A 22,560-nucleotide genomic window follows, 5' to 3' on the forward strand; every position below is an offset into this window, starting at 1 on the left:
TCCAGGACGAAGCCGGGCCGTGCCGCAGCACGGCCCGGTTCCGAGCGTCTTAGCCCTTGCCCTTGATCTGGGCGTTCCAGTGGGTGATCCAGGCGGTCTCGTTCTTGCCGATCACGTCCCAGTTGACGTCCATCGGCTTGAGGTCGAGCTTGGTCAGCCACTCGGGCTTCTCGGCGATCTCGACCGCGGGGATCTGGAAGTAGTCCTTGGCCAGGCTGGCCCGCAGCGAGTCGTCGAAGAGGAACTCGAGGAACTTCTTCGCGCCCTCGGTGTTGCCGCCCTTGACCGCGGCCACGCCGTCGACGAGCACCGGCGCGCCGGAGGCCGGCATGACATAGCCGAACGGCATCTTCTCGTTGGCCTGCAGCAGGATGTCCTGGAGGTTCCAGGCGCTGACCACGCCCTGCTCACGCGACATCTTCAGGTAGAGGTCGCTCGGGTTGGCGGCGTACTCGACGGTGTTGGCGTCGAGCTTGCGCAGCCAGTCGTAGCCGGGCTGCGGGTTCGACCCGTCGGGGGTGTAGCGCTGGATCATCGAGGCGTAGATCGAGCGCATGGTGCCGGAGGCGGCCACGTCCCGGATGATGATCTTGTCTTTCCACTTCGGGTCGACCAGGTCGTCCCAGTCCTTCGGCGCGGTCTCCGGGGTCAGCGCCTTGTTGTTGTACATGATGACCTCGGGCAGCAGGATCTCGCCGAACCAGCGGCCCTCGGCGTCCTTGTACCGCGCGTCGATCTTCGAGGCGAACGACGGCTGCCAGGACTCCAGCAGCCCCTCGGACGCGCCGGCGGCCAGCCCCTGCTGGGTGCCGCCCCACCAGACCGACGCCTGCGGGTTGGCCTTCTCGGCGCGGACCCGCTCGAGCACCTCCTGGGCGCCCATGTTGAGCACCTCGACCTTGCCCTTGTACTCGGGGTTCTTGGTCGTGAACTGCTCCACGACGTAGTCGGTGACCGACTTGTCGCGGGCGCTGTAGATGACGACCTTCTCGGCCGGCGCGGCGCCGGAGGAGCCGGTGTCCTTGTCGTCGTCACTGCTGCCGCACGCGCTGACGGCCAGCAGCGCGCTGAACGCGACGGCCAGGGCCAAACGACGTTTCATTGGTACCTCCATTTTGCGGGGGAACTATCGGGAGCGGAGAAAGACGGTGTGCGGTGCCGGCCCGGGGACGCCGGCGGGTTCGCCGGCTCCCCGGGCTCGGGGTCGAAGGTCCGCGGGTCGCGCCCGGACCGGGGCGCGCCGCATCGCGCCGCGACCTGTCGTCCGGGATCCGGACGCGGTCGCCGCGACGGTGACTGTGGGTGTGGTGGGTGGGTGGGTGTCGGGGTCGGGGTCGTCGGGGGCCGGGGTCGGGTGGTGGTCAGGGAAGCGAGGGGCGGGGCACCGCGGCCGAGAGCGCGTAGCTGATCGCTCCGTGCAGCACTGCCTGGTCACCGAGGGTGGCCCGGCGCACCTCGGTGGGGGCCGGGGTCCGGGCGGAGACGAGGGTCTGAAGCTGGTCGAGGGCCGCGTCGTCCAGTTCCGCGGCGGCGCCGCTGAGCAGCACCAGTCCCGGATCGACGACGCAGGCGCAGGAGAGGATGAGCCCGGCCCAGGCGCCGAGGACCTCGTCGAGGTACTCGCGGGCGGGCGCAGACGTCGCGGCGAGGCGGCTCAGCTCCCGTACCGGCGACTCGGGCCGGCGGCCCGGGTTGAGCGCGACGACCCGCTCCGCGATGGCGTTCACCGACCACCGGGCCTCGAAGTCGCCGACACCGCTGTAGCGACGCTCGGTCGTGCCGCCCAGCGGCAGGAAGCCGACCTCGCCGGCGGCTCCGCTGGCGCCGCGGCGGACCTTGCCGTCGAGCACGAGGCCCGCGCCGATGCCCTCGGCGACGTGGATCAGCAGCAGGTTCGCCACGTCCGCGCCGGCGCCGGCGACGCACTCGCCGGCGGCCATGAGGTTCACGTCGTTGTCGACGACCACGGGCACGCCGAGCCGCCGTTGCACGGACTCGCCGATCGGCCACGCCTCGACCAGTCCGACCGACGGCGCGAGGCGTACCGCGCCGTTGGTGGAGACGCCGGGCACCGCGATCGCGACGCCGCGCAGCGAGGGCAGGTTGTCGCCGACGAGGTCGAGGACGAACTCGCAGACGGTCTCCACCACGTTCGCGCCGAGCCGCGCGACGCGGTGCGCGATGACCGCGCCCTCGCTGTCGGCGATCTCGCAGCTGATCCGGGGTGGCTCCAGCGACACCGCCGCGACGAGCTCGGCGCGGGGGTTGAACTCGAGCATCTCCCGGGGCCGGCCGGTGGTGGGCGCGCCGGGCCCGCGTTCGATGAGGTAGCCCTCGGCGACGAGTTCCCGCACGAGCGCGGTGACCGTGGCCGCCGAGAGGCCGGTCATCTCGGCCAGGTCCACTCGGGACAGCCGCCGGGCCTGCCGGGCGGCCAAGATCACCGAGAGACGCTTGATCTCACGGGACCGCTCACGGCTGACCGGGCTGGTCGGGGCTTTGTCAGACACGCTTTCTTCCTAGTGTGAAAAAAATGAGACGTCAAGTAACGAGATGATCTCGGAGCTCCGGCCAGCGGAAATTTGGGAAGTGGCAAGCCGGACGCGCCAGGCCACCCCGACATGGCGCGCAAAACCGGGCCCTCGCGTCCACATTGGGTGCCCAAAATAGGGCAAAGCTCCCCCTCCGGCTGCTGCAGGCCGAGCAGCCGGGCCACTGAGCTGCGGGGATTGTTTCTTCGAATAAGGAAGAAAGTCGTCCGGGCCTATTGACGACGCCTCCGCAAGATCCCTAGGTTACGGCCCGAAGGCCTTCCGGTGGACCGATCCGTCGCCACCGTGTGCACCGCTCACGCCGTGACGGTGCGCGTACACCATCACCCCGTTGTCGAGCACCACGACCAGCGAGGACCCAACAGTCCTCAATGGACAGCTGTCCGCGTCACGACCCGGCGCGCGCCGGGCCCGTGACCCGTCCCCCAGCCGCAGCACTCTCGCTTCGAGACGAAGAGGTATGCCCATGAGATGGCGCACCACGGCAGCGATCGCCATGTGCGGTCTTCTGTCGTTGGGCCTGGCCACTCCGGCCCAGGCCAACCCCCAGAACGCAGCACCGAAGCCACAGGCCAAGAAGTCCGACAAGCCCGTCGACCTGGACATCATGTTCATCGGCGCGCACCCGGACGACGAGGCAGGCCAGCTCGGCATGCTCGGATACTGGAACGAGTATCACGGCATGAAGGCCGGCGTCATCACCACCACCCGCGGCGAGGGCGGTGGCAACGCCACCGGTCTCGAGGAGGGCCCGGAGCTCGGCATCCTGCGGGAGGCCGAGGAGCGCAAGGCCGTCGGCTGGGCCGGCGTCGAGCACATCTACAACCTGGACGCGCTCGACTTCTGGTACACCGCGAGCGCCCCGCTGACCGAGGAGGTCTGGGGCCACCAGGAGACGCTGTCCCGGATCGTGCGGGTCCTGCGGACCACCAAGCCCGAGGTCATCCTCACGATGAACCCCTCGGCGACGCAGGGCAACCACGGCAACCACCAGAAGGCGGCCATGCTGGCCGTGGAGGCCTTCTACGCGGCGGCCGACCCGAAGGCGTTCCCGGAGCAGATCAAGAAGGAAGGGCTCAAGCCCTGGCGGGTCTCCCGCATCTTCCAGACCGGTGGCAGCGGCACCACCGGCACCAACGGCCCCGCCTGCGAGACCACGTTCACGCCGGCCGAGGCCAGCAACGTCATCTTCGGCACCTGGCAGGGCTACGAGTCGGCGCGGCACGACGGCAACCGGTGGAACACGGTCCAGACCTGGGCCCGCCGGGAGTACGTGTCGCAGGGCTGGGGCAACAGCTCCTTCCCGACGACCAACCCGGACGCCATCGGCTGCAACCGGCTGACGCTGATCGACACCCGCACGCCGTACCCGGACCCGAACGTGGGCGCCGGCACCGGCGCGCTGCAGGGCGCCACCCTGCGTGCCCCGGGCGGCCTGCCGCTCGGCACCGAGATCCACGTGCGTCCGCGCACCTGGGAGGCCGTCGGCGGCCAGCCCATCAAGGTGGACACCGTCCTGTACGCCGAGAAGGCCATCCCGGGCGCCAAGGTCGCCCTGGACGTCCCGGCCGGCTGGAGCGTCAGCGGCAACGGCAACGTCGGCACGCTGACCCCGGGCAAGGAGGTCGTGAAGACCTTCACCGTCACCCCGCCCGCGCAGGTCGAGGTGGGCACCCGCTTCCGGCTCAACGCCACGCTGACCAGCAAGAAGGACGGCAGCGGCGTCAGCAGCGCCCAGGTGCAGGGCACCGCTCCGGTGCGCGGCACCCTGGAGCCGCTGGAGGAGATCGCCGACTTCCGCGCCTGGACCGTGCGGAACAAGACCCAGCAGCTCGACGCGCTCATCGAGTCCCTGCTGAACATCCCCAGCGGCGGCACCCGCAGCGTCAAGGTCAACCTGACCAACCACGGCACCCGGGTCGAGTCCGGCTCGGTCAAGCTGAACGTTCCCGCCGGCTTCTCGGTGGCCGAGCAGCAGGTGCCGTACAGCGGCCTGCGGCCGGGCGCCACCACCTCGGTGACGTTCACCGTCAGCAACACCGACACGTCGCTGCCGACGGCCAACCGGGCGCCGGACAACGGCGCCTACCGGGTGCAGATCGAGACCAGCTACGTCGGTGGCAGCGCCACCGAGCCGGGCGCGTTCAACCTGGTCCCGACCACCACGATCCCGAAGGCCACCACCGCGCCGACGGTGGACGGTCACGGGCACGACCACGAGTACACCGGCGAGGTCATCGACATCTCCACCCGCTGGGAGGGCACCGCCGCCCCGGCGTCGGACATCTCCGGCACCGCCCAGCTGACCCACACCGACGACGCCCTGTACGCCATCTTCAACATCACCGATGACGTGCTCGGCACCGTCCTGCCGCCGGAGGACTGCAAGCGTCCGCGGCGTAACGACAACATCGAGTTCGGCATCGACCCGCGCGGCAACTCGGCGAACACCTCCACGGTGTTCAACATGGCGCTCTTCCCGGCCACGAACGACCCGGCCAACGGGAACCCGCCGTGCTTCGCCCGGGAGCGGGACAACCACCAGGGCGGCCCGGAGACCGCGCCGGGTGTGGAGATCGCCTCCGTGGTGACCAGCAACCCGTACACGGGTTACCGGATCGAGGTCAAGATTCCGTTCAGCGTGCTGCCGGACACCATCGACCCGAGCCGGATGGGCCTGAACATCCTGGTCAACGACTCGGACACGCAGGACCTCAGCTCGCAGACCCGGGTCGGCTGGTCGACCTGGAGCGGCGTGCGGGCCGACCCGTGGCGCTGGGGCAACGCGCTCCTGCCGGGCCTGCCGGCGCAGCCGTCGGCGCCGAAGGCTCCGATCATGCCCGACACCGCGGCGCTGAGCGTGGACTCGCCGCAGACCCTGCTGCAGTCCGTCTCGGACGGGGTCGCACCGGGTGGTTACGCCAAGCTGGCGGACAACACGGTGAAGCTCAAGAAGGTCACCCGCACCGCCAACAAGGTCTCGGTGCAGCTCCAGGTGAAGAAGGCCGGCACCGCCCGGGTCTTCGTCTGGGACGGCAGCCGGGTCGTGGCGCAGACCCAGGCCAGCCTGCGGAAGGACGGCACGCTCGTCCTGCCGCTGAGCGGGTCGCTCCCGGCCGGCACCTCGCTGCTCGTCTCCTACGAGAGCGGTGGCGCCACCACCGCTCTGGCGAAGAAGCTGTGCTGACCGGACGGTGAACGCGTCGACCTGACGCGCTGACGCGATGGGCCGGGCCGTGAGGTCCGGCCCATCGTGCCGTATCCGGGCCGTTCAGCGTTTCGCCGCCGGCACCGGCAGGGGCCGGTCCGGAGACGCCGGGGCCGGCCACCAGCGGCGCGAGGCCAGCGCGGCCAGTCCGGCGCCGGCGGTGTTGAGCAGGACGTCGTCCACCGAGGACACCCGGTCCAGCCGCAGGACGTACTGCGCGACCTCGACCAGGACCGAGCAGCCCGCCGCGAGCGCCAGGATCCGCGGCACCGACGCCAGCGCCGCGAACCGCAGCGGGCCGAAGAACCCGAGCGCCGCGAACACCAGCAGGTTGCCGACGATCTGGACCGCCACCGTCAGCGGCCCGCTCGCGAGGACGGTCAGCAGGTCCCGCAGCGGCACCAGGCTCACCCGGCCCGGAACCACACCGGCGCCGTCCCCCGGGAGCATGATCATCCAGACCCACGGCACGGTCCCGTAGACGATGCCGACCTCGGCCAGCGACAGCCGCCAGGCCGGCCCGCCGCCGCGCCGGCGCGCGAGGAGCCACACCACCAGCGCGGCCAACGGCAGCGCGGCCACCGTGACGAGCACGACCCCGTTGATCGTGCCGAACCAGCCGTGCCACCCCTCGACCACGCCGCCTCACCTTCTGTCCGCCCGGGGATCCCGCCAGGTCCGACCGGCGCGGACCGGCGTCCCGGCCCGCTCAGGGTGCCATCCTGCCCGCCACCCCGCGGGCCCCCGCCCCGGGCGGCCCGCGCGGACGACAGCCCGGCGCACGGGCACGACGCGGACCCCCGGCCGACCCACCGCCGCCGACCGGCGCGGGCGCACAATTCCGTGCACGGAACCGGCGCTGCGGAAATTCGATTTCCGCCCCGGGCGGCGAAACCAATTCCCGGCTCCGGAGAGCCGATTTCCGCACATCAATTCACCTCCCCGATCCGCCGCATGACCCCTCGGCGCGCTCCAGGCCGTTCGCCGGACCGCACCCTGCGCTCGGACCAGCGCGGACGGGGCCAGCGCACGCCCACCTCGCACCGGCAAACAAAGGCTTTCCTTACAAAGGTAAGCCTCATCTTTGCCCGCCCGGGAGTTCGCGCGGGATCGACGGTTTACCGCCGCCGACGCCGCATTCCGCTGCTATGGTGAGCATGATCCTCACTTCGGGCGGACAGGTTTGAAGCCCCGCTCGCAGGGCTAATACCGAATGGCATTCGAGCACCACGAGGCCGGCCGTCGCACCGCCGGCCCGCATGACTTGGAGGCACCATGAAGACGCTGTTGCAGTCTCCGCCGGTACGTGAGTGCGCCGCCACGGCGTGCAGTTTCAACGACAACGGTTGTCACGCGCCCGCGATCACCGTGGCGGCGAGCGCCGACGCGGCGTCCTGCGCGACGTTCGTCGAGTCGTCGATGAGCGGCGGGATCGCGGAGGTCACCGGCGCGGTGGGCGCGTGCGCGCGGGCCGAGTGCGTGTTCAACACCAACCTCGCCTGCACGGCCGAGTCGATCACGGTGGGCCCCGGCGCCACCGTCAGCGACTGCCTGACCTACCAGCCCGCCTAACAAAGCGGACACCCACGCCCGTACGGGTCACGACGGTCACCGTCGTGACCCGTATGCGTCTCCGGCACCCGACCCGCCGTTGCACAGGTAAGGCTTACCTACTACCGTCTGACCTGGGCCGACTTCACCCCTTCCGGCCGAGGAGACAGACATGGCGTTGCACCCCGCCGGGCGCCCGGCCCCGTCGACCGGCGTCACCCCGGTCGCCGCCGGGCCGTCTCCGGTCACCTCCACGCCCCGCGACGCCGTCGCCGCCCGGTGCGTGCTGAGCGCTGCCTCGTCGCTGCGGCTGACGCTCGGCGACACCACCGCCGACCTCCTGTCCGCCCACGCAGTCCTCCCCGACGGCACGATCGTCCTCGCGGTCGACGCGATGAGCCGCACCGGCGGCCTGCTGGTGGCCGCGCGCGGTCACCGCGGTGCGGTACGCGTGGACGTGACCCACCTCGCTCCGGTCGCCGTACGCTCGCGGGTGCGGGACCGGCTGCGGATCCTGGGCACCGCCCGCCGCTTCGACCCGGCCGCGCTCGACGCCTGCGACCCGGCCACCGTGATGTCGCTGCTCGACCTGCCGCCGGTGGCGCTGTGGGCGATCGAGCCGGACGAGATCCTCCTCGACCGGGCCACCGAACCCGTCGCGGTGGACCTCGGCACGTACCGCGCCGCCCGCCCGGACCCGATCGCCGTCGACGAGGCCGCCCACCTCGCGCACCTGACCCGGTGCCACGGCGACCTCCTGGACCGGCTCGGTGCGCTCGTCGACAGCGCCGTCAGCGCCGGCGCGACGCGGATGGTCCCGGTCGCGCTCGACGCCGAGGGCATAGTGCTGCGCGCGGAGCGGCCGGACGGTCACGCCGACATCCGGTTGTCCTTCCTCCACCCGGTCACCGCCGGCGCCGGCCTCGCCGGGGCGCTGCGGACGCTGCTCGGCTAGGGCTGCCCGCTTCCTACCGAGCGCATCGCGGCGGCGGCGAGAAGGCAGGCGGTGGTGACCGCGGCCAGCAGGAGGTGGAGGGTGGCGTACCCGATGGTGCTGGTGACGGCGAGGGCGGCGACGAGGCGCCACCCGTGACGCCCGCCGGCCGTGGGGCCGGCGGGCGCCGTCGTGGTGGTCATCAGCTGGTGCAGCAGCCGCCGGTCTCACCGTTGGTCGGGGTGTCGAGGCTGACCAGGCTGAGCGGCGCGGAGAGCAGGCCCCCGGAGATTCCGGTCGCCAGCCCTTGTGCGGCCGGCGTGGCCGCCGGGTCGGGGCCGCAGCAGCCGTCCGCGCCGGTGGAGTCGGCGGGGTTGCTGTTGCAGACGCCGGTCTCGGGCAGGTCGAGCTGGACGTCGCGGGCGGCGTCCCAGTCGCCGGCGAGAGCGGCGACGACGGAGCGGACCTGCTCGTAGCCGGTGGCCATCAGGAACGTCGGCGCGCGGCCGTAGCTCTTCATGCCGACGGCGTAGTAGCCGACCTCGGGGTGCGCGAGTTCGGCGGCGCCGTGCGGCGGGACGGTGCCGCAGGAGTGCTCGTTCGGGTCGATCAGCGGGGCGAGGGCGCGGGTGGCTCCCATGACCGGGTCGAGGTCCAGGCGCAGCTCGGCCGCGATGGAGTGGTCGGGGCGGAAGCCGGTGGCGGCGACGACGCGGTCCACGGTGACGGACTCGTCGGTGCCGTCGGCGTGCCGGACGGCCACGGTGACCCGGCCCTCGGCCGGGGTGAGGGCGTGTACGGAGAATCCGGTGAGCAGCCTGATCCGGCCGGCGTCGACGTGGTCGCGCAGTCGGGCGCCGAGCGCGCCGCGGGCGGGCAGAGCGTCGGCGTCTCCGCCGCCGTAGGTGCGGGCGGGGCTGGCCGAGCGGATCGCCCAGGTCACCTCGGTGCCGGGTTCGGCGGTGGCCAGCTCGGCCAGGGAGAGCAGGGTGTTCGCGGCGGAGTGGCCGGCGCCGACGACGAGGGTGTGCCGGCCGGCGAAGCGGTCCCGGCCGCTGCCGAGCACGTCGGGCAGGGCGTGCTCGAGGAACGCCGCGGCGTCCGTCTCGCCGCGGGCGGGCAGGCCGGAGGCGCCGAGGACGTTGGGGGTGCCCCAGGTGCCGGAGGCGTCGATGACGGCGCGGGCGAGCAACTCGTCGCCGCCGGCGAGGCGGATCAGGAACGGCGTCTGTTCGCGGCCGGCGGTGCGCAGCCGGTCCAGGCCGAGCCGGCTGATCGCCTCCACCCGCGCGCCGTAGCGCAGGTGGGGCTTGAGCTGCGGCAGGTCCGCGAGCGGCTGGAGATAGTCGGTGACCAGCTCGGCGCCGGTGGGCAGGGCATCCTCGACCGGGGCGACCCAGCCGGCGTCGTCGAGCAGCCGGCGGGCGGCGGGGTCGACGTTGTAGCGCCACGGGGAGAACAGCCGCACGTGCCCCCACTGCCGCACCGCCGCGCCGGTGGTGTCCCCGGCCTCCAGGACGAGGAAGGGCAGCTCACGCTCGTGCAGGTGGGCGGCGGCGGCGAGACCCACCGGGCCCGCGCCGATCACCACGACGGGCGACTCGTCCAGGACACTCATCGGGAACTCCTCGGTGTTGAGAATGGCGGATCAAGAGGTGCGGGTGACGCCTGCCTCAGCAGGCTCCGACCGGATCGGGGGCCGGGCGGCCCATGACGACGTCGGCGGCGGACGGGAAGCACCCGACACAGGCGTCGTTGATGCGGTAGTGGCGTGCGGTGCCGACCGGCTCGACGAGCACGAACCGCACCTCGGTGAGGATCTTCAGGTGCTGGGAGACGGTGGACTGGGCGAGCCCGACGGCGGCGACGATCTCCCCCACACTCATCGGCCGGGCGTGGCGGGCCAGGTACTCCACCACCTGCACCCGCGTCGGGTCCGCGAGGGCCCGGAACCACGAGGCATAGGTCTGCGCGGTGTCGCGGTCGAGGAGGTCCCCCATCATCTCTCCCTCCATCGTTAATCGCCGATTGACGATGGAAGCCTAGCAGGCGCCGGAGCGGGCGATCCGCAGGGCAGCGGTCCCGCTTCTCAGCGGGGTGCCGTCAGCGCGTAGGCGGTGGTGCGGGCGCGGTCGCGGAGGCGGGCGATCCTCTGCGCGGGAGTGGACACCCGGGCGCAGGAGTCGCAGAACCGGACCCCTGCCACGGATGACGGCCGGCGACGCGGGAAGCCGAACATGACGAGCCTCATTTCCTGGGAGCACCTTGTCTTGACATATGTCTAAACAGAGAGTTGCACGCTGATTAGATGGATGTCAACCTAGGGGCATGCCGAAGCGCCAAGCGCCGATCCCCCTCGTCGACCTCGACGCCGACGCGCCGTGCTGCCCCCCACTGGCGCAGCGCCGGGTCCCGGCAGAGACGGCCGCGATCCTCGCGCCCGCGTTCAAGGCCCTCGGTGATCCGGTACGGCTGCAGCTGATGTCGATGATCGCCTCCGCCGACGGCGGCGAGGCCTGCGTGTGCGACCTGACGCCGGCGTTCGACCTGACCGGGCCGACGATCTCTCATCACCTCAAGACCTTGCGCGAGGCAGGCCTGGTGGACGCCGAACGGCGGGGCACGTGGGTCTACTACCGGGCGCGGCCACAGATCCTGCGCCAGCTCGCCGGCCTGCTGTCAATCGAGCCGACCGCCGCGGCGCAGCGGTAGACCACCGCGCGGCGACTCGCGCTCCCGGGGGATCCGGCCGCGCGGCTTGACGCCTCCAGATTAATCAGAAATTATTGAGTCAATGGACATTGAGTCTTACTCGCTGGTCGAGCGCGCGCGGGTCCATGCGGCGTTGGGCGACCCGGCCCGCCTGGCCATCGTGGACGCGCTCACCCTGGGCGACGCCTCACCCGGGGAGATCGCACACACCCTCGCCATGCCGACGAACCTGGTCGCCCATCACGTCAAGGTCCTCGCCGACGCGGGCCTCGTCGTTCGGGGCCGGTCGGAGGGCGATCGGCGACGCATCTACCTTCGACTCCGACCGGCCGCCCTCTCCGCCCTCACGCCGCCACCACTGGCGGGCGCGCATCGGGTCGTCTTCGTCTGCACCCACAACTCCGCCCGCTCGCAACTGGCCGCGGCGCTGTGGAGGCAGCGCGCCAACGGCGACGCCGCATCCGCCGGCACCAGGCCGGCACCGCGGGTCCATCCCCGCGCGCTCGCCGTGGCCCACCGCCACGCCCTCGACCTCGGCCCGGCCGGCACCGCACACGTCGACGACGTCGTCCGGGACGGCGACCTGGTCATCGCCGTCTGCGACAACGCCCACGAGGAACTCACCGGGCCGGTCCGCCCCCGCCTGCACTGGTCCGTGCCGGACCCGGCCCGCGTCGACACCGACGAAGCGTTCGAGGCGGCCTACGCCGACCTCGCCGACCGCGTCGATCGCGTCGCCCCGCACACCGCCGCACCCTGCGGGAAGCCGGCCTGATCACCGCCTCAGTCTGCGGGCGCCCGACGCAGCCGCCCGGCACAGGGCGACCTCACCCGACGCGCACGCGCCGGCACCGACGATCCACGGGAGCAGACCCATGAGCACCGCCACCAGAGCCGAACACGCCCCACCGTTGGTGGCACGCCTCTCGCGCCTCGACCGGTTCCTGCCGGTCTGGATCGGCCTGGCCATGGTCGCCGGCCTGCTGCTCGGCCGGATCGTTCCCGGCCTGGACGACGCTCTCGACGCCGTCCAGGTCGGTGGCATCTCCCTGCCCATCGCCCTCGGCCTGCTGATCATGATGTATCCGGTACTGGCCAAGGTCCGTTACGACCGCCTCGACACCGTCACCGGTGACCGGCGCCTCCTGGTCTCGTCGCTGATCCTCAACTGGATCGTCGGTCCCGCCGTCATGTTCGCCCTGGCCTGGATGTTCCTGGCCGACCAGCCGGAGTACCGCACCGGTCTGATCATCGTCGGCCTGGCCCGCTGCATCGCGATGGTCATCATCTGGAACGACCTGGCCTGCGGCGACCGGGAGGCGGCAGCGGTCCTCGTCGCCGTCAACTCGGTGTTCCAGGTCCTCGCGTTCGGCCTGCTCGGCTGGTTCTACCTGTCGGTGCTGCCGGGCTGGCTGGGTCTGGACGGCGCCGCGCTGCAGGTCTCCGGCTGGGAGATCGCCGGCAACGTGCTCGTCTTCCTCGGCATCCCCCTGCTCGCCGGCTACCTGTCCCGCCGCCTCGGCGAACGGACCAGGGGCCGCGACTGGTACGAGCGGCGATTCCTGCCCAGGGTCGGACCCGTCGCCCTGTACGGACTGCTGTTCACCATCGTCGTCCTGTTCGCCCTGCAGGGTGAGGCCATCACCGACCGGCCGGTCGACGTGGCCCGCATCGCCCTGCCGCTGCTGGCCTACTTCGCCCTCATGTGGGCCGGCTCCTACCTGCTCGGCCGGGCCATCGGCCTGAACTACGAACGCACCACCACCCTGGCCTTCACCGCGGCGGGCAACAACTTCGAACTGGCGATCGCGGTCGCGATCGGCACCTTCGGGATCGCCTCCGGCCAGGCCCTCGCCGGCGTCGTCGGCCCGCTGATCGAGGTCCCGGTTCTCGTCGGCCTGGTCTACGTGTCGCTGTGGGCCCGTGCCCGCCTGTTCCCCGCGCCGGGAACCCGGCCATGAGATGCCCCGACCACGCCGCGGCACGCCACGGCAACCATCAGGATCATGGAGACCCGATGAGCGACAAACCCAGCGTCCTGTTCGTCTGCGTGCACAACGCCGGCCGTTCCCAGATGGCCGCCGGGTGGCTGCGCCACCTCGCCGGCGACACCGTCGAGGTCCGCTCCGCCGGCAGCGCGCCCGCCGGCCAGGTCAACCCCGCCGCCGTCGAGGCCATGCGGGAGGTCGGCATCGACATCACCGACCAGACCCCCGAACTCCTCGAGTACGAGACGGCGGAATCCTCCGACGTCATCGTCACCATGGGCTGCGGTGACGCCTGCCCCGTCTTCCCGGGCAAGCGGTACGAGGACTGGAAGCTGGAAGACCCCGCGGGCAAGGGCGTCGACGCGGTACGCCCCATCCGGGACGAGATCCGCGCCCGGGTGGAACGGCTGCTCGCCGACCTGCGCCCCACCGCCTGACACCCCTGTCGTGCGACTCACCATGATCCGGTCCTGGTTGCACCGGCATGCGGCGGCCGTTGATGCAACGATGCAAGCGTGGGAACTGCGAAAACTGCCACCCCTGCCATCTCGCCGCTGACCGGCGAGCCGATCAAGCGTGCCGATGCCGAACGCCTCGCGGGAGTGCTGAAGGCGTTGGCCGACCCGGCCCGGCTGCGCCTGCTCAGCCTGATCCAGTCCGCTCCGGAGGGCGAGGCGTCCGTCAGCGACCTCACCGCGCCGCTCGGGCTCTCCCAGCCGACCGTCAGCCATCACCTTCGGATCCTCACCGAGGCCGGTCTGATCGAGCGTGAGAAGCGGGGTGTGTGGGCGTACTACCGTCTGGTGCCGTCCGCGATCTCGGCGATCGCCGAGCTGCTGACGCCGCCTCGTAAGCGACCGACGAGGAAGGTCCGCTGAGCAGGCGACCGCGGGGCTGCCGCGAGCACCCGCCGACCTGACCGGGTCGTCCCCGCCGGCCCTCTTGAGGAGCGCCGTCCGGCCCGGTAGAAACGGCGGGACCGACGGGAGATCAGCCATGACCGATGCCGACGGGCAGTTGTCCGCGACGCCCCGCACGAGCCTGCGCCGGATGAAGGAGAAGGGGCACCGCGACCGCGCCGCCCTGTTCGACGTGCTCCGGGCCGGGTTCGTCTGCCACCTCGGCGTCCTGGTGGACGGTCACCCGATGGTGGTGCCGACCGTCTACGGGTTCGACGACCGGCACCTCTACCTGCACGGCTCGGTGGCCAGCCGGAGCCTCACCACCGACACCGACGTCTGCGTCACGGTCACCGTGGTCGACGGCCTGGTGCTGGCGCGCTCGGTGTTCGAGCACGGCGTCAACTACCGCAGCGCGATGATCTACGGCCGGCCCCGGTGGGTGACCGGCACCGAGGAGAAGCTGCACGGACTCCGCCTGCTCACCGAGCACGTCGCCCCCGGCCAGTGGGACCACGCCCGCCGCCCGAACCGGCGGGAGCTGGCGGCCACGGCCCTGCTGGCGCTGCCGCTGGCCGAGGCGTCGGTGAAGACGCGCAGCGGCCCGCCGGACGACGGCGACAGCCCGGACGCGGCGCTCGGACTCTGGGCCGGCGAGCTTCCGCTCGTGGCCCGCTGGGAGCAGCCGGTGACCGACCCGGCGCTCCCGCCGACCGCGCCGGTGCCGGCCCACGTGGCCGCCCGCGCCGGCACCCGCGCCGACCGGCGCTGACCGGGGCGCCCGCGCCGCGCGACCGCCCCGGTCCGCCGGTCCCTACCGCAGTTGGCGGGCCACCTCCGCCAGCGGCAGCCGGGGCGCGACGGCGGCGCGGGCGGCGACCACCGCCAGCGCCCGGGGCACCCCCGCGCAGTGGGCGATGATCTGCCGTACCGCCTCGCGTTCGGCGGTGAGGCGACGCTCGCCGAGACGGGCCGCCAGCAGCTCCCATGCCTCACCGGCCGCCAGCTCGTCCACCACGACCGGACGCGCGGCCTCGCCGACGACCAGTCCGGTGAGGCGGTCCCGGCTGGTCACCACCACCATGCAGCCGGGGACACCGGGTAGCAGCGGCCGGACCTGTTCGGCGTCGCGCGCGTCGTCGAGCACGATGAGCATCCGGCGCCCGGCGAGCACGCTGCGGTACAGCCCGGTGCGCGCGGCCGGACCGCAGGGAATGCCGCCGGGCACGTCGAGCGCCTCGATGAGGCCGGCGAGCGCCTCCGCGGGCGCCACCGCCGGCCGGCGCGAGTCGCTTCCGCCGAGCTGGACGTGCAGAACCCCGTCGACGAACCGTGCGGCGGACCGGTGGGCCCAGCGCAGCGCCAGCGCCGTCTTGCCGATCCCGGAGCGTCCGGACAGGACGCAGACCACCACGCTGGACATCCGCCGCGGTCCGCCGTCGAGCAGCCGGTCGAGTTGCCGTAGTTGTGCCGAACGGCCGGTGAAGCCGGGAATCTCCAGCGGCAACTGCATGGGGCGGATCCGGGCCGGCGCCGGGTGGGCCGGCAGGCCGAGCACGTCGCGCAGCAGCCGCACTGTCGCCGGGCGCGGGCGGGTCACCCGCGACGACTCCAGGTTGCGGATGCTCCGGACGCTCAGCCCGGTGCGGGCGGCCAGTTCCTCCTGAGTCAGGTTGGCTCGTCGCCGAGCGGTAGCAATTTCGTCACCCAACGTATCCATGTAGCCGATCACAGCGTCGTCTCCGTACCGGTTCTGGTGGATTCGTACAGGCGGACCACCGCTGCGCGGCCACTGAGCGGGCAATCAGTAGCGCCATTGCCGGTGATCTGCCGGTGTAGCTCCTGTTGGCCAGCCGAGGTTAGGTCCACAGTGGGTCCGACGCTATCGACCGAAGTCGAATTGCCACTCCGGCAGGCGGTTGGCTCTGCGTCGCAGAAGCACCACTTCCGGTCACTCTCCGCAAACCCAGATCCGTCCGGCGCGCCCGACGGGCATCGCGCCGACCAGGAGGACGAACATGCGAAGGTACGTCAGCGACACCGCCGAGCTCACCGACGAGTACGGCATCCAGATCGGCCGCTGGACCCAGTACCGCGATCTCGGCCCGTTGCCGTTCGACGCCATGTGGTGCGTGATCCCGCCCGGCGGCCGCAGCACCGAGGACGTCCACCCCGAGGTGGAGTTCGCCGTGGTGACCCGCGGGACCGCCATCTACGAGGCGGGCGGCGAGAAGGTCGAGGTGCCGACCGGCGGGGTGATCCTGCTCGAACCCGAGCAGCGCCACATCATCCACAACCCCTCCCCCGAACAGCCGCTGACCATCCTGAGCGTCTACTGGATGCCGCGCCCCGAGACCGGCCGGCCGGACGCGGGCGACGGGACCGGCCGTGGCTGACGATCCGGCCGGGCGGGGCGCGGTGCTCCTGGTCACCCCGCCGCCCACCCCGAACGGTCCGCTGCACCTCGGGCACCTCAGCGGCCCGTACGTCGCCGGGGACGTGGCGGCCCGCGCGCTGCGCGCCGCCGGCCGGCGGGTGGTGACCCAGTGCGGGCTGGACGCCCACCAGAACTACGTGCTCGCCCGGGCGGAGGCGAACGGCGAGACGCCGGCCGACACGGTCGCCCGCTACGGGTCGCTGATCCACGCCGCGTTGCGCGCCGCGCGGATCCGGTACGACGTGATGGCCGACCCACTGGCCGACGAGGCGTACCGCCAGGCGGTGGCCGGCCTGCTCACCGAACTGGTCGAGGCGAAGGTGGTCGAGGTCGCGCCGGTGTCGCTGCGCGCCTGCGCGGCCTGCCGGCGGACCCTGCACCACGTGCGGGTCGCGGGGCGCTGCCCGGCCTGCGGGGCCGGCGCGAACGGCGGCACCTGCGAGGGGTGCGGCGGCTTCTGCACCGCCGCGAACCTGGTCGACGCGCGGTCCACCTGCTGCGACGCGCCACCGGAGCCGGTCACCCACACGGTGCCGGTGCTGCGGCTGGACGAGCACCGGGAGCGGCTCACCGGGTTCTGGTCCGGGGCGGTGCTGCCGCCCCGGCTGCGCCGGCTCGTCGCGTCGTACCTGGACGGTGGGCTGCCGGAGGTGCCGCTGGCGTACCCGACGGACTGGGGCATCGAGTGGGACGACGGCCTGCGCATCGACGTCTGGGCCGAGATGGCCCTGGCGAACCTGCTGCTGCCCGCCCGCCACCTGCGGCCGGACGCGGACACCCTGGCCGGGTACCTCGACGCGTGGCGGGACGTGGACGAGCAGTGGATCTTCCTCGGGGTGGACAACGCCTTCTACTACGCGCTGCTCATCCCCGCCCTGCACCTGGCCGCCGGGCTGCCCGACCGGCCGGCCGGCCTGGTGGTGAACGAGTTCTACCGGCTCACCGGCGCGAAGTTCTCCACCAGCCGGGGGCACGCGATCTGGGCGCACGAGTTCCTCGCCGACGAGGACCCCGCAGTGGTGCGGGCGTTCCTGAGCTGGGACCGGCCGGACCGCTACGAGTCGGACTTCCGGCCCGAGGCGTACGAGGCGTTCAAGGCGCGCTACGCCGCCACGCTCGCCGGGGCCGTACCCGGTCTGGACGGTGTGCTCGCCGACGTCGAGCTGACCCGGGGTGAGCAGGCGCTGCGCCCGGCGCACTTCGACAGCGCCACCGTCGTCCGGGCGGCGCTGGCCGCGTACCCCGGTGACCCGGACCGGGCGGCCCGCCTGCTCGACGTCGTCGGCGGCGCGGAACCGGCGGCCTCCGGTGGGTGAGCCCCGCGTGCTCGTCGTCGGCGCGGGCCTCGCCGGTGTCCTGCTCGCCCGGCGGCTGCGGGACGCGGGCGCCGAGGCGGTGCTGGTCGGCCCGCACGGCGGCGGCCCGGCCGGCGGGCACGCCGACGCCACCGCCGCCTCCGGTGGCCTGGTACGCGCCTTCGAGCCCGATCCGGCCGCCCGGGCCCTGGCCACCGCGAGCCTCGCCGAACTGCGGGACGACCCGGCGCTCGCCGCGGCCGCCGGGTGGCGGGCCACCGGCTCGCTCTACCTGCTCGACGCCGTCGACGCCGGTGCGGCGGCCGGCGTGGCCGGGGCCGAGGTGCTGACCCGCGACGAGGTCTCCCGGCGGTTCGGCTTCGACCGGCTCCCGGACGGCACGGTGGGGGTCTGGGAACGCCGGGCCGGCCACCTCGACCCGGACCGGTTGCGCCGCAGCGTCCTGCGGGGCCTGGACCGGACCGAGACCACGCCGGTGGCCCGCCTCGGCGACGGCGCGGTCGACCTGCGCGACGGCCGCCGCCTCACCGGTGACCTGGTCGTGGTGGCGGCCGGAGCCTGGACGCCGGGCCTGCTGCGCGCCGCCGGGCTGCCGAGCACGCTGCGCACCAAGCACATCCAGTACGCCCACCACCGCACCGGCCGGGCCGACCTGCCGTGTTTCGTCGATGAGACGAGCGGCCTGTACGGGCGGCCCGCCGGTCCGGGGCGTGTCCTTCTCGGGCTGCCCAGCGACCGCTGGGACGTCGACCCGCCCGCGCCCGCGCCGGACTCCGGCCTGGCGGCTCGGGTGCGGGCGGTCGCCGCGCGGCGGCTGCCCGGCCTGGACCCGCGCCCGGACGGCCCGCCGGTCAGCGCCGTCGACTGCTACAGCGACCCGCCCGGCCTGGCCCTGCGCGCAGTGGCCGGCGCCGTGCACACCTTCACCGGCGGCAGCGGCGGCGCCGCCAAGACCGTCCTGGCCGCCAGCCGGCTCGCCGCCACCGCCCTGCTGAACTCCCGATCCGCGATCCGTGTCCCGCACGGCTAGACACAGAGGCAGACTGATGACGCAGACCTATCACACAGTGGGAATTGGCGCGGGGCCGGCGAACCTGAGCCTCGCCGCGATGTACGACGCGCTCGCGCCGCACGACATCGCGCTGTTCGAGGCGCGGGACCAGCCGGGCTGGCACGACGGGATGCTGCACAGCGGCGTGCGCATGCAGACCGGCTGGGTCAAGGACCTGGTCTCGCTCTACGACCCGACGCACCCGCTGTCGTTCCTCAACTACCTGGTCACCACCGGCCGGGTCTACGCCCTGCTGGGCGCCGGTTTCGACACCATCCCCCGGATCGAGTACCAGCAGTACCTGGTGTGGGCGGCGGAGCAGTTGCCGCGCATCACCTACGGCGCCCGCGTCGACCGGGTCGAGTTCGACGGCGCGATAGTCACCCGCAGCGGCGGCGTCGAGGTCGCCCGCTCCCAGCACCTGGTGCTCGGCAGCGGGACCGTCCCCTTCGTACCGGACTTCCTGGACGCCCTCGACCCCCGGCACCTGTTCGTCGCCGACGAGCTGAACCGGCGCCTGGCCGGCGTGCCCGACGAGCCGGACGTGCCGTGGGTCGTGATCGGCAGCGGCCAGACCAGCGCGGAGTGCGTCGCGGCGCTGCTCGCCCGCGGCTGCCGCGACATCAAGTGGATCGGCCGGCGGTCCTGGTTCGCGCCGCTGGAGGACTCCCCCTCGGCGAACGACCTGTACCGGCCCGCCTACCAGGAGGCGTTCCTCTCGCTGTCCCGGGACGTGCGGGAACGGCTGGTCTCCGGGCAGATCCTGACCAGCGACGGCATCTCCCCCGGCACGCTGCGCGGCGTCTACCAGCACAACTACGAGGAGCGGCTGCGGACCGGCCGGTTCCCGGTCACGATCATGCCGAGCCGTACCGTGACCGGCGCCCGGCAGCTCGACGGGGAGGTGGAGCTGGAGTGCCTCACCGCCGGCAGCGGCGAGGAACGGCACCGGGCGGTGAACGTGATCGTCGCGGCGGGCCGGCGGCTCGCCCCGCTCCCCTTCGATCCGGAGCTGTCCGCGCTGATCGACGTGGACGAGCGCGGCGAACCGGTGATCGAGTCGGACTACTCGATCCGGTGGAAGCACGCCGACGACCACAAGATCTTCGTGCTGAACCGGGGGCGGTACGTGCAGGGGCTCGTCGACTCCAACCTGAGCATTCTGCCGATCCGCAGCGCGATGATCCTGAACTCGATCGCCGGCCGCACGGTCTGCCGGTTCCGTGACGACTACGTGAGCACCCGGTGGGCGTGAGCGCGATGACGACATTCGACTACGACGGCCGCGTCTTCGTCTCCGTGGACCACGACGCCGGTGACGGCGCCGAGCCGCTGCGGGGGCACTACCACCAGCGCGGCGACCTGGTCTGGGCGGAGATCACCGGCGGCCCGGTCCGGCACGGCCGGCTCGCGGGAACCTGCGACGCCCAGGGCGTGGTGCGCTTCGCCTACCTGGAGGTGCTCACCGACGGCACCATAGTGGTCGGCGAGTGCGAGTCCCGGCCCGAGCGGCTGCCGGACGGCCGGATCCGGCTGCGGGAACAGTGGCGCCGGCACGGGCCACGCCAGGACAGCGGCGTCTCCGTCATCGAGGAGGCGGCGCCGGCGCTCGCCGCAGGACAGGAGAGCCGGCGTCGTGTCTGACATCCAGATCATCAGTTTCGTCGCCGCCAGCCTGCTCATCATCATCGTGCCGGGCGTCGACTTCGCGCTCGTCACCCGGCAGACCGTCAGGTACGGCCGGCGGGCCGGGTTCGTGGTGCTGGCCGGGCTGTTCGTCGCCGCGCTGGTGCACGCGTCGTTCGCCACCGCCGGCCTGTCCGCGCTGCTGGTCTCCTCGCCGACGCTCTACACGGTGCTGCGCGTCGCCGGCGCGCTGTACCTGCTCTACCTGGGCGGCACGATCCTCTGGGCCACCCGGCCGCGCCGGACGGCCCCGGCGGCGCAGCCGGTCCCGGTCGGCGCGGGCGGCGCCGGGCCGGACCCGGAGACCGGCCCCGCGCCGGTGCCGGAGGCCCCGGCCGCCGACGAGCCGCACGTGGCCCGCCGCTCGTTCGTCATGGGCGTCACCAGCCAGCTGCTGAACGTCAAGGTGGTCGTCTTCTACGTCTCGTTCGTGCCGCAGTTCGTCAGGCCCGGCGACGGGGCGGCGGCCCGCACGGCGGTGCTGGCCGCCACGTTCATCGGTCTCGCCGTGCTCTGGTGGGCCTGCTACATCATGCTCATCGACAGGTTGCAGCCCTGGCTGACCCGGCCGTCAGTGCTGCTGGTGATCGAACGGCTGACCGGGCTCATCCTGATCGTCCTGGCGATCCGGATCGCGCTGAGCCGGTGAGCGGCGACGGCGCCCGCCGGCAGCGGCGGGCGCCGTCGGTCTCACTGGTTGCGGGGGCGGTGGGCGACGGTGAGGACGTGGGTGGTCGGCCAGTCCAGCGGCCGGCCGTCGAGGTCGGTGAGGGACGCGACCGGTGCGATCCGGTTGTCGATCACCCATTCGTTGCGCACCGGCGCCGACGCCGGGCCGATCTCGAACCCCGCCTCGGTGAGCAGCGCCGTCCAGTCGGCGAAACTCAGGCCGCAGAACTGCTCCTGCGTCTCCGACAGCCAGTTGTCCGTGTAGTCCTTGCGGGTCAGGTAGTCCATCGCCGCGCCCAGCGACAGGCGTACCGCGCCGTCCGGAAGCGGCTCGTGGTCGAAGCCGAACGCGAAGTCGACGGCGAACTGGTCCAGCCGCGCCCGCGTCGACAGCCCGCCGACGTAGCGCCGGACCTCCGCCGAGGTCAGCTCGGCGAGATCGCCGCGGGGCGCGGCCGGGTTGTCGCCGTCGTCGGCCGACAGCCGCAGCAGCACCTGCCGCCCGGGGTCGTCCGGACCGCACACGTCGCTGTTGATCCAGACGCCGCCGGGCACCGTGTGGTCGTGGATGCGGCGGGCGAACTGCAGCAGCGACTCCCGCTGCCGCCCGTACGACCAGATCTCGTGGGTCAGCGCGAACGTGAGCGTGGTGTCGACCGAGCGGTCCTTGAACACCGCGCCGCCGAGGACGTTGCGGTGGAAGAAGTAGACATTGGCGTTGCGGAACACGCCCTGCGCCTTCTTGTGCAGGCACTCCTGGTAGAGGTGGCGGGCGACCTCCACGCCGATCAGGTCGCTCTCGCGCAGCGCGGCCTCCCGGTCGGCCAGCTCCAGGACCGCGCCCGCGCCGCAGCCGATGTCCACGATGCGGCCGGGCTGCACGTACCCGCGCACCGAGTCCCACTTGCGCTGCGCGGCAGTGGCGAACGCCTCCACGTAGGTGCGGTAGTCGCGGGTCACCGTGAGGCCGCCCTCGGCGCCGACGAGCGGGTCGTTCACCACCGACCGGATCGACTCGACCAGGCGGTAGCGCTCGAACACATCGATGGTGGCCGGGTGGGTGAGCGCGCGCCAGGTCTCGTCCCCGGCGGCCAGGCGCAGCAGCACGTCCCACGGCCGTTCGGGCGGCTCGGGCAGGTCCGGGTCCGCCTCGACCGGCGCGATCCGGAAGCCGAGCCGCTCGTACAGTTTCGCGACCTCCGGCGTGGAGCAGGCCAGCAGCGTGTCGGCGGGGGTGAGTTCGAGCCCGGTGGCCACCGCGATGGATTTCAGCGTCACCTCGGCGAACGCGTCGGTGTACGCGGTGTCGAAGATCGGCACCACCATCGAGCGCAGCCCGCTCAGCACGCTGAACCGCTCGATCGCGGCTTCCCGCCGGTGGTACGGCACCGGGTTGCGTCTGGTGTTCTCGTGGTTGGCCGACGTCACCGCCCAGACCACTGTGGCCTCGTCCCCGGCCAGCCGGCACAGGTAGTCGGCCTGGAACCGGGTCAGCAGGTGGTGCCGCCCCGGGAAGAGCACGAAGCGGGCCGGCGCGTCGGTCATGTTCCCCTCACC

Annotated in this window: 23 protein-coding genes; 15 read left to right on the forward strand and 8 right to left on the reverse strand. The window is 72.6% G+C overall.

All coding sequences use genetic code 11. From position 1 onward, the window contains the following. Nucleotides 1-49: 49 nt before the first annotated feature. Together J3R08_RS19545 and J3R08_RS19550 are read right to left on the reverse strand one after the other, a co-directional pair. The gene (locus J3R08_RS19545; RefSeq protein ID WP_064445575.1) at nt 50-1,102 is read right to left on the reverse strand and encodes an extracellular solute-binding protein; all 1,053 of its coding nucleotides are present in this window, start codon (nt 1,100-1,102) and stop codon (nt 50-52) included. Nucleotides 1,103-1,361: 259 nt separating this feature from the next. Continuing rightward, a complete protein-coding gene (locus J3R08_RS19550; protein WP_043323169.1) occupies nt 1,362-2,510 on the reverse strand; it encodes an ROK family transcriptional regulator in 1,149 nt (382 codons plus the stop codon). A 508-nt stretch (nt 2,511-3,018) separates the two neighbouring features. Between J3R08_RS19550 and J3R08_RS19555 the strand changes: the two genes are divergently transcribed. Next, nucleotides 3,019-5,739, forward strand: coding sequence for a sugar-binding protein (locus tag J3R08_RS19555; RefSeq protein WP_043323166.1), 2,721 nt, complete (start codon nt 3,019-3,021; stop codon nt 5,737-5,739). A gap of 84 nt (nt 5,740-5,823) precedes the next feature. Here the strand turns inward: J3R08_RS19555 and J3R08_RS19560 are convergent, their stop codons facing one another. Next, nucleotides 5,824-6,399 (reverse strand): VanZ family protein, encoded by a 576-nt coding sequence (locus J3R08_RS19560; RefSeq protein ID WP_209962364.1) that lies wholly within the window; start codon nt 6,397-6,399, stop codon nt 5,824-5,826. Between the two features lie 636 nt (nt 6,400-7,035). Between J3R08_RS19560 and J3R08_RS19565 the strand changes: the two genes are divergently transcribed. Both J3R08_RS19565 and J3R08_RS19570 read left to right on the forward strand, forming a co-directional pair. Then, complete coding sequence (locus J3R08_RS19565; protein WP_064445572.1) at nt 7,036-7,332, forward strand: DUF1540 domain-containing protein; 297 nt, start codon at nt 7,036-7,038, stop codon at nt 7,330-7,332. A gap of 151 nt (nt 7,333-7,483) precedes the next feature. Next, on the forward strand, nt 7,484-8,266 hold the full coding sequence (locus J3R08_RS19570) for a DUF2470 domain-containing protein (protein ID WP_104112325.1): 783 nt from the start codon (nt 7,484-7,486) through the stop codon (nt 8,264-8,266). On the opposite strand, the gene J3R08_RS19575 is transcribed toward J3R08_RS19570, so the two are convergent. From J3R08_RS19575 to J3R08_RS19585, 3 genes are read right to left on the reverse strand one after another with little or no spacing between them, the layout of a single operon-like run. Next, complete coding sequence (locus tag J3R08_RS19575; RefSeq protein WP_069088398.1) at nt 8,263-8,448, reverse strand: hypothetical protein; 186 nt, start codon at nt 8,446-8,448, stop codon at nt 8,263-8,265. The two genes, J3R08_RS19570 and J3R08_RS19575, sit on opposite strands and share 4 nt — an antisense overlap. After that, nucleotides 8,448-9,863, reverse strand: a complete 1,416-nt coding sequence (locus J3R08_RS19580) for an NAD(P)-binding domain-containing protein (RefSeq protein WP_209962366.1) — start codon at nt 9,861-9,863, stop codon at nt 8,448-8,450. The genes J3R08_RS19575 and J3R08_RS19580 overlap by 1 nt, the downstream gene beginning before the upstream one ends. Before the next feature lie 55 nt (nt 9,864-9,918). Further along, on the reverse strand, nt 9,919-10,245 hold the full coding sequence (locus J3R08_RS19585; protein ID WP_369799347.1) for an ArsR/SmtB family transcription factor: 327 nt from the start codon (nt 10,243-10,245) through the stop codon (nt 9,919-9,921). Between the two features lie 328 nt (nt 10,246-10,573). Between J3R08_RS19585 and J3R08_RS19590 the strand changes: the two genes are divergently transcribed. The 6 genes from J3R08_RS19590 to J3R08_RS19615 all read left to right on the forward strand — a co-directional run bounded on the left by J3R08_RS19590 (nt 10,574) and on the right by J3R08_RS19615 (nt 14,616). Next, nucleotides 10,574-10,957: a metalloregulator ArsR/SmtB family transcription factor gene (locus J3R08_RS19590; RefSeq protein ID WP_064445568.1), complete on the forward strand. Its 384-nt coding sequence runs from the start codon at nt 10,574-10,576 to the stop codon at nt 10,955-10,957. 82 nt (nt 10,958-11,039) lie between these two features. Then, a complete protein-coding gene (locus J3R08_RS19595; RefSeq protein ID WP_064445567.1) occupies nt 11,040-11,732 on the forward strand; it encodes a helix-turn-helix domain-containing protein in 693 nt (230 codons plus the stop codon). Between the two features lie 100 nt (nt 11,733-11,832). After that, entirely contained in the window at nt 11,833-12,918 is a 1,086-nt protein-coding gene (gene arsB, locus J3R08_RS19600; RefSeq protein ID WP_113972990.1) for an ACR3 family arsenite efflux transporter, read from the forward strand. Nucleotides 12,919-12,974: 56 nt separating this feature from the next. Further along, complete coding sequence (locus tag J3R08_RS19605) at nt 12,975-13,382, forward strand: arsenate reductase ArsC (protein WP_209962368.1); 408 nt, start codon at nt 12,975-12,977, stop codon at nt 13,380-13,382. A gap of 78 nt (nt 13,383-13,460) precedes the next feature. Further along, complete coding sequence (locus J3R08_RS19610; protein WP_043323144.1) at nt 13,461-13,823, forward strand: helix-turn-helix transcriptional regulator; 363 nt, start codon at nt 13,461-13,463, stop codon at nt 13,821-13,823. A gap of 118 nt (nt 13,824-13,941) precedes the next feature. Beyond that, on the forward strand, nt 13,942-14,616 hold the full coding sequence (locus tag J3R08_RS19615; RefSeq protein ID WP_069088392.1) for a pyridoxamine 5'-phosphate oxidase family protein: 675 nt from the start codon (nt 13,942-13,944) through the stop codon (nt 14,614-14,616). A gap of 42 nt (nt 14,617-14,658) precedes the next feature. On the opposite strand, the gene J3R08_RS19620 is transcribed toward J3R08_RS19615, so the two are convergent. Continuing rightward, nucleotides 14,659-15,564 (reverse strand): helix-turn-helix domain-containing protein, encoded by a 906-nt coding sequence (locus J3R08_RS19620; RefSeq protein ID WP_205796698.1) that lies wholly within the window; start codon nt 15,562-15,564, stop codon nt 14,659-14,661. Between the two features lie 298 nt (nt 15,565-15,862). On the opposite strand from J3R08_RS19620, the gene J3R08_RS19625 reads away from it, so the two are divergent. The 6 genes from J3R08_RS19625 to J3R08_RS19650 are packed head-to-tail and all read left to right on the forward strand — an operon-like array spanning nt 15,863 to nt 20,983. Next, nucleotides 15,863-16,240, forward strand: a complete 378-nt coding sequence (locus J3R08_RS19625) for a cupin domain-containing protein (RefSeq protein WP_043323137.1) — start codon at nt 15,863-15,865, stop codon at nt 16,238-16,240. After that, a complete protein-coding gene (locus J3R08_RS19630; RefSeq protein ID WP_043323134.1) occupies nt 16,233-17,597 on the forward strand; it encodes a class I tRNA ligase family protein in 1,365 nt (454 codons plus the stop codon). The genes J3R08_RS19625 and J3R08_RS19630 overlap by 8 nt, the downstream gene beginning before the upstream one ends. Then, nucleotides 17,590-18,627, forward strand: coding sequence for an FAD-binding oxidoreductase (locus J3R08_RS19635; protein WP_043329999.1), 1,038 nt, complete (start codon nt 17,590-17,592; stop codon nt 18,625-18,627). Before J3R08_RS19630 ends, J3R08_RS19635 begins: the two co-directional genes overlap by 8 nt. A 16-nt stretch (nt 18,628-18,643) precedes the next feature. Next, nucleotides 18,644-19,903, forward strand: coding sequence for a lysine N(6)-hydroxylase/L-ornithine N(5)-oxygenase family protein (locus tag J3R08_RS19640; RefSeq protein WP_104112319.1), 1,260 nt, complete (start codon nt 18,644-18,646; stop codon nt 19,901-19,903). A gap of 5 nt (nt 19,904-19,908) precedes the next feature. Then, nucleotides 19,909-20,292, forward strand: a complete 384-nt coding sequence (locus tag J3R08_RS19645; protein WP_205796696.1) for a hypothetical protein — start codon at nt 19,909-19,911, stop codon at nt 20,290-20,292. Continuing rightward, a complete protein-coding gene (locus J3R08_RS19650) occupies nt 20,285-20,983 on the forward strand; it encodes a LysE family translocator (RefSeq protein WP_069088389.1) in 699 nt (232 codons plus the stop codon). Before J3R08_RS19645 ends, J3R08_RS19650 begins: the two co-directional genes overlap by 8 nt. A 41-nt stretch (nt 20,984-21,024) precedes the next feature. Here J3R08_RS19650 and J3R08_RS19655 read toward each other — a convergent pair whose 3' ends face one another. Continuing rightward, the gene (locus J3R08_RS19655) at nt 21,025-22,548 is read right to left on the reverse strand and encodes a methyltransferase (protein ID WP_069088388.1); all 1,524 of its coding nucleotides are present in this window, start codon (nt 22,546-22,548) and stop codon (nt 21,025-21,027) included. Nucleotides 22,549-22,560: the final 12 nt, after the last annotated feature.

Source organism: Micromonospora sp. HB375 (assembly GCF_017872985.1).
GTDB classification, from domain to species: domain Bacteria; phylum Actinomycetota; class Actinomycetes; order Mycobacteriales; family Micromonosporaceae; genus Micromonospora; species Micromonospora chalcea.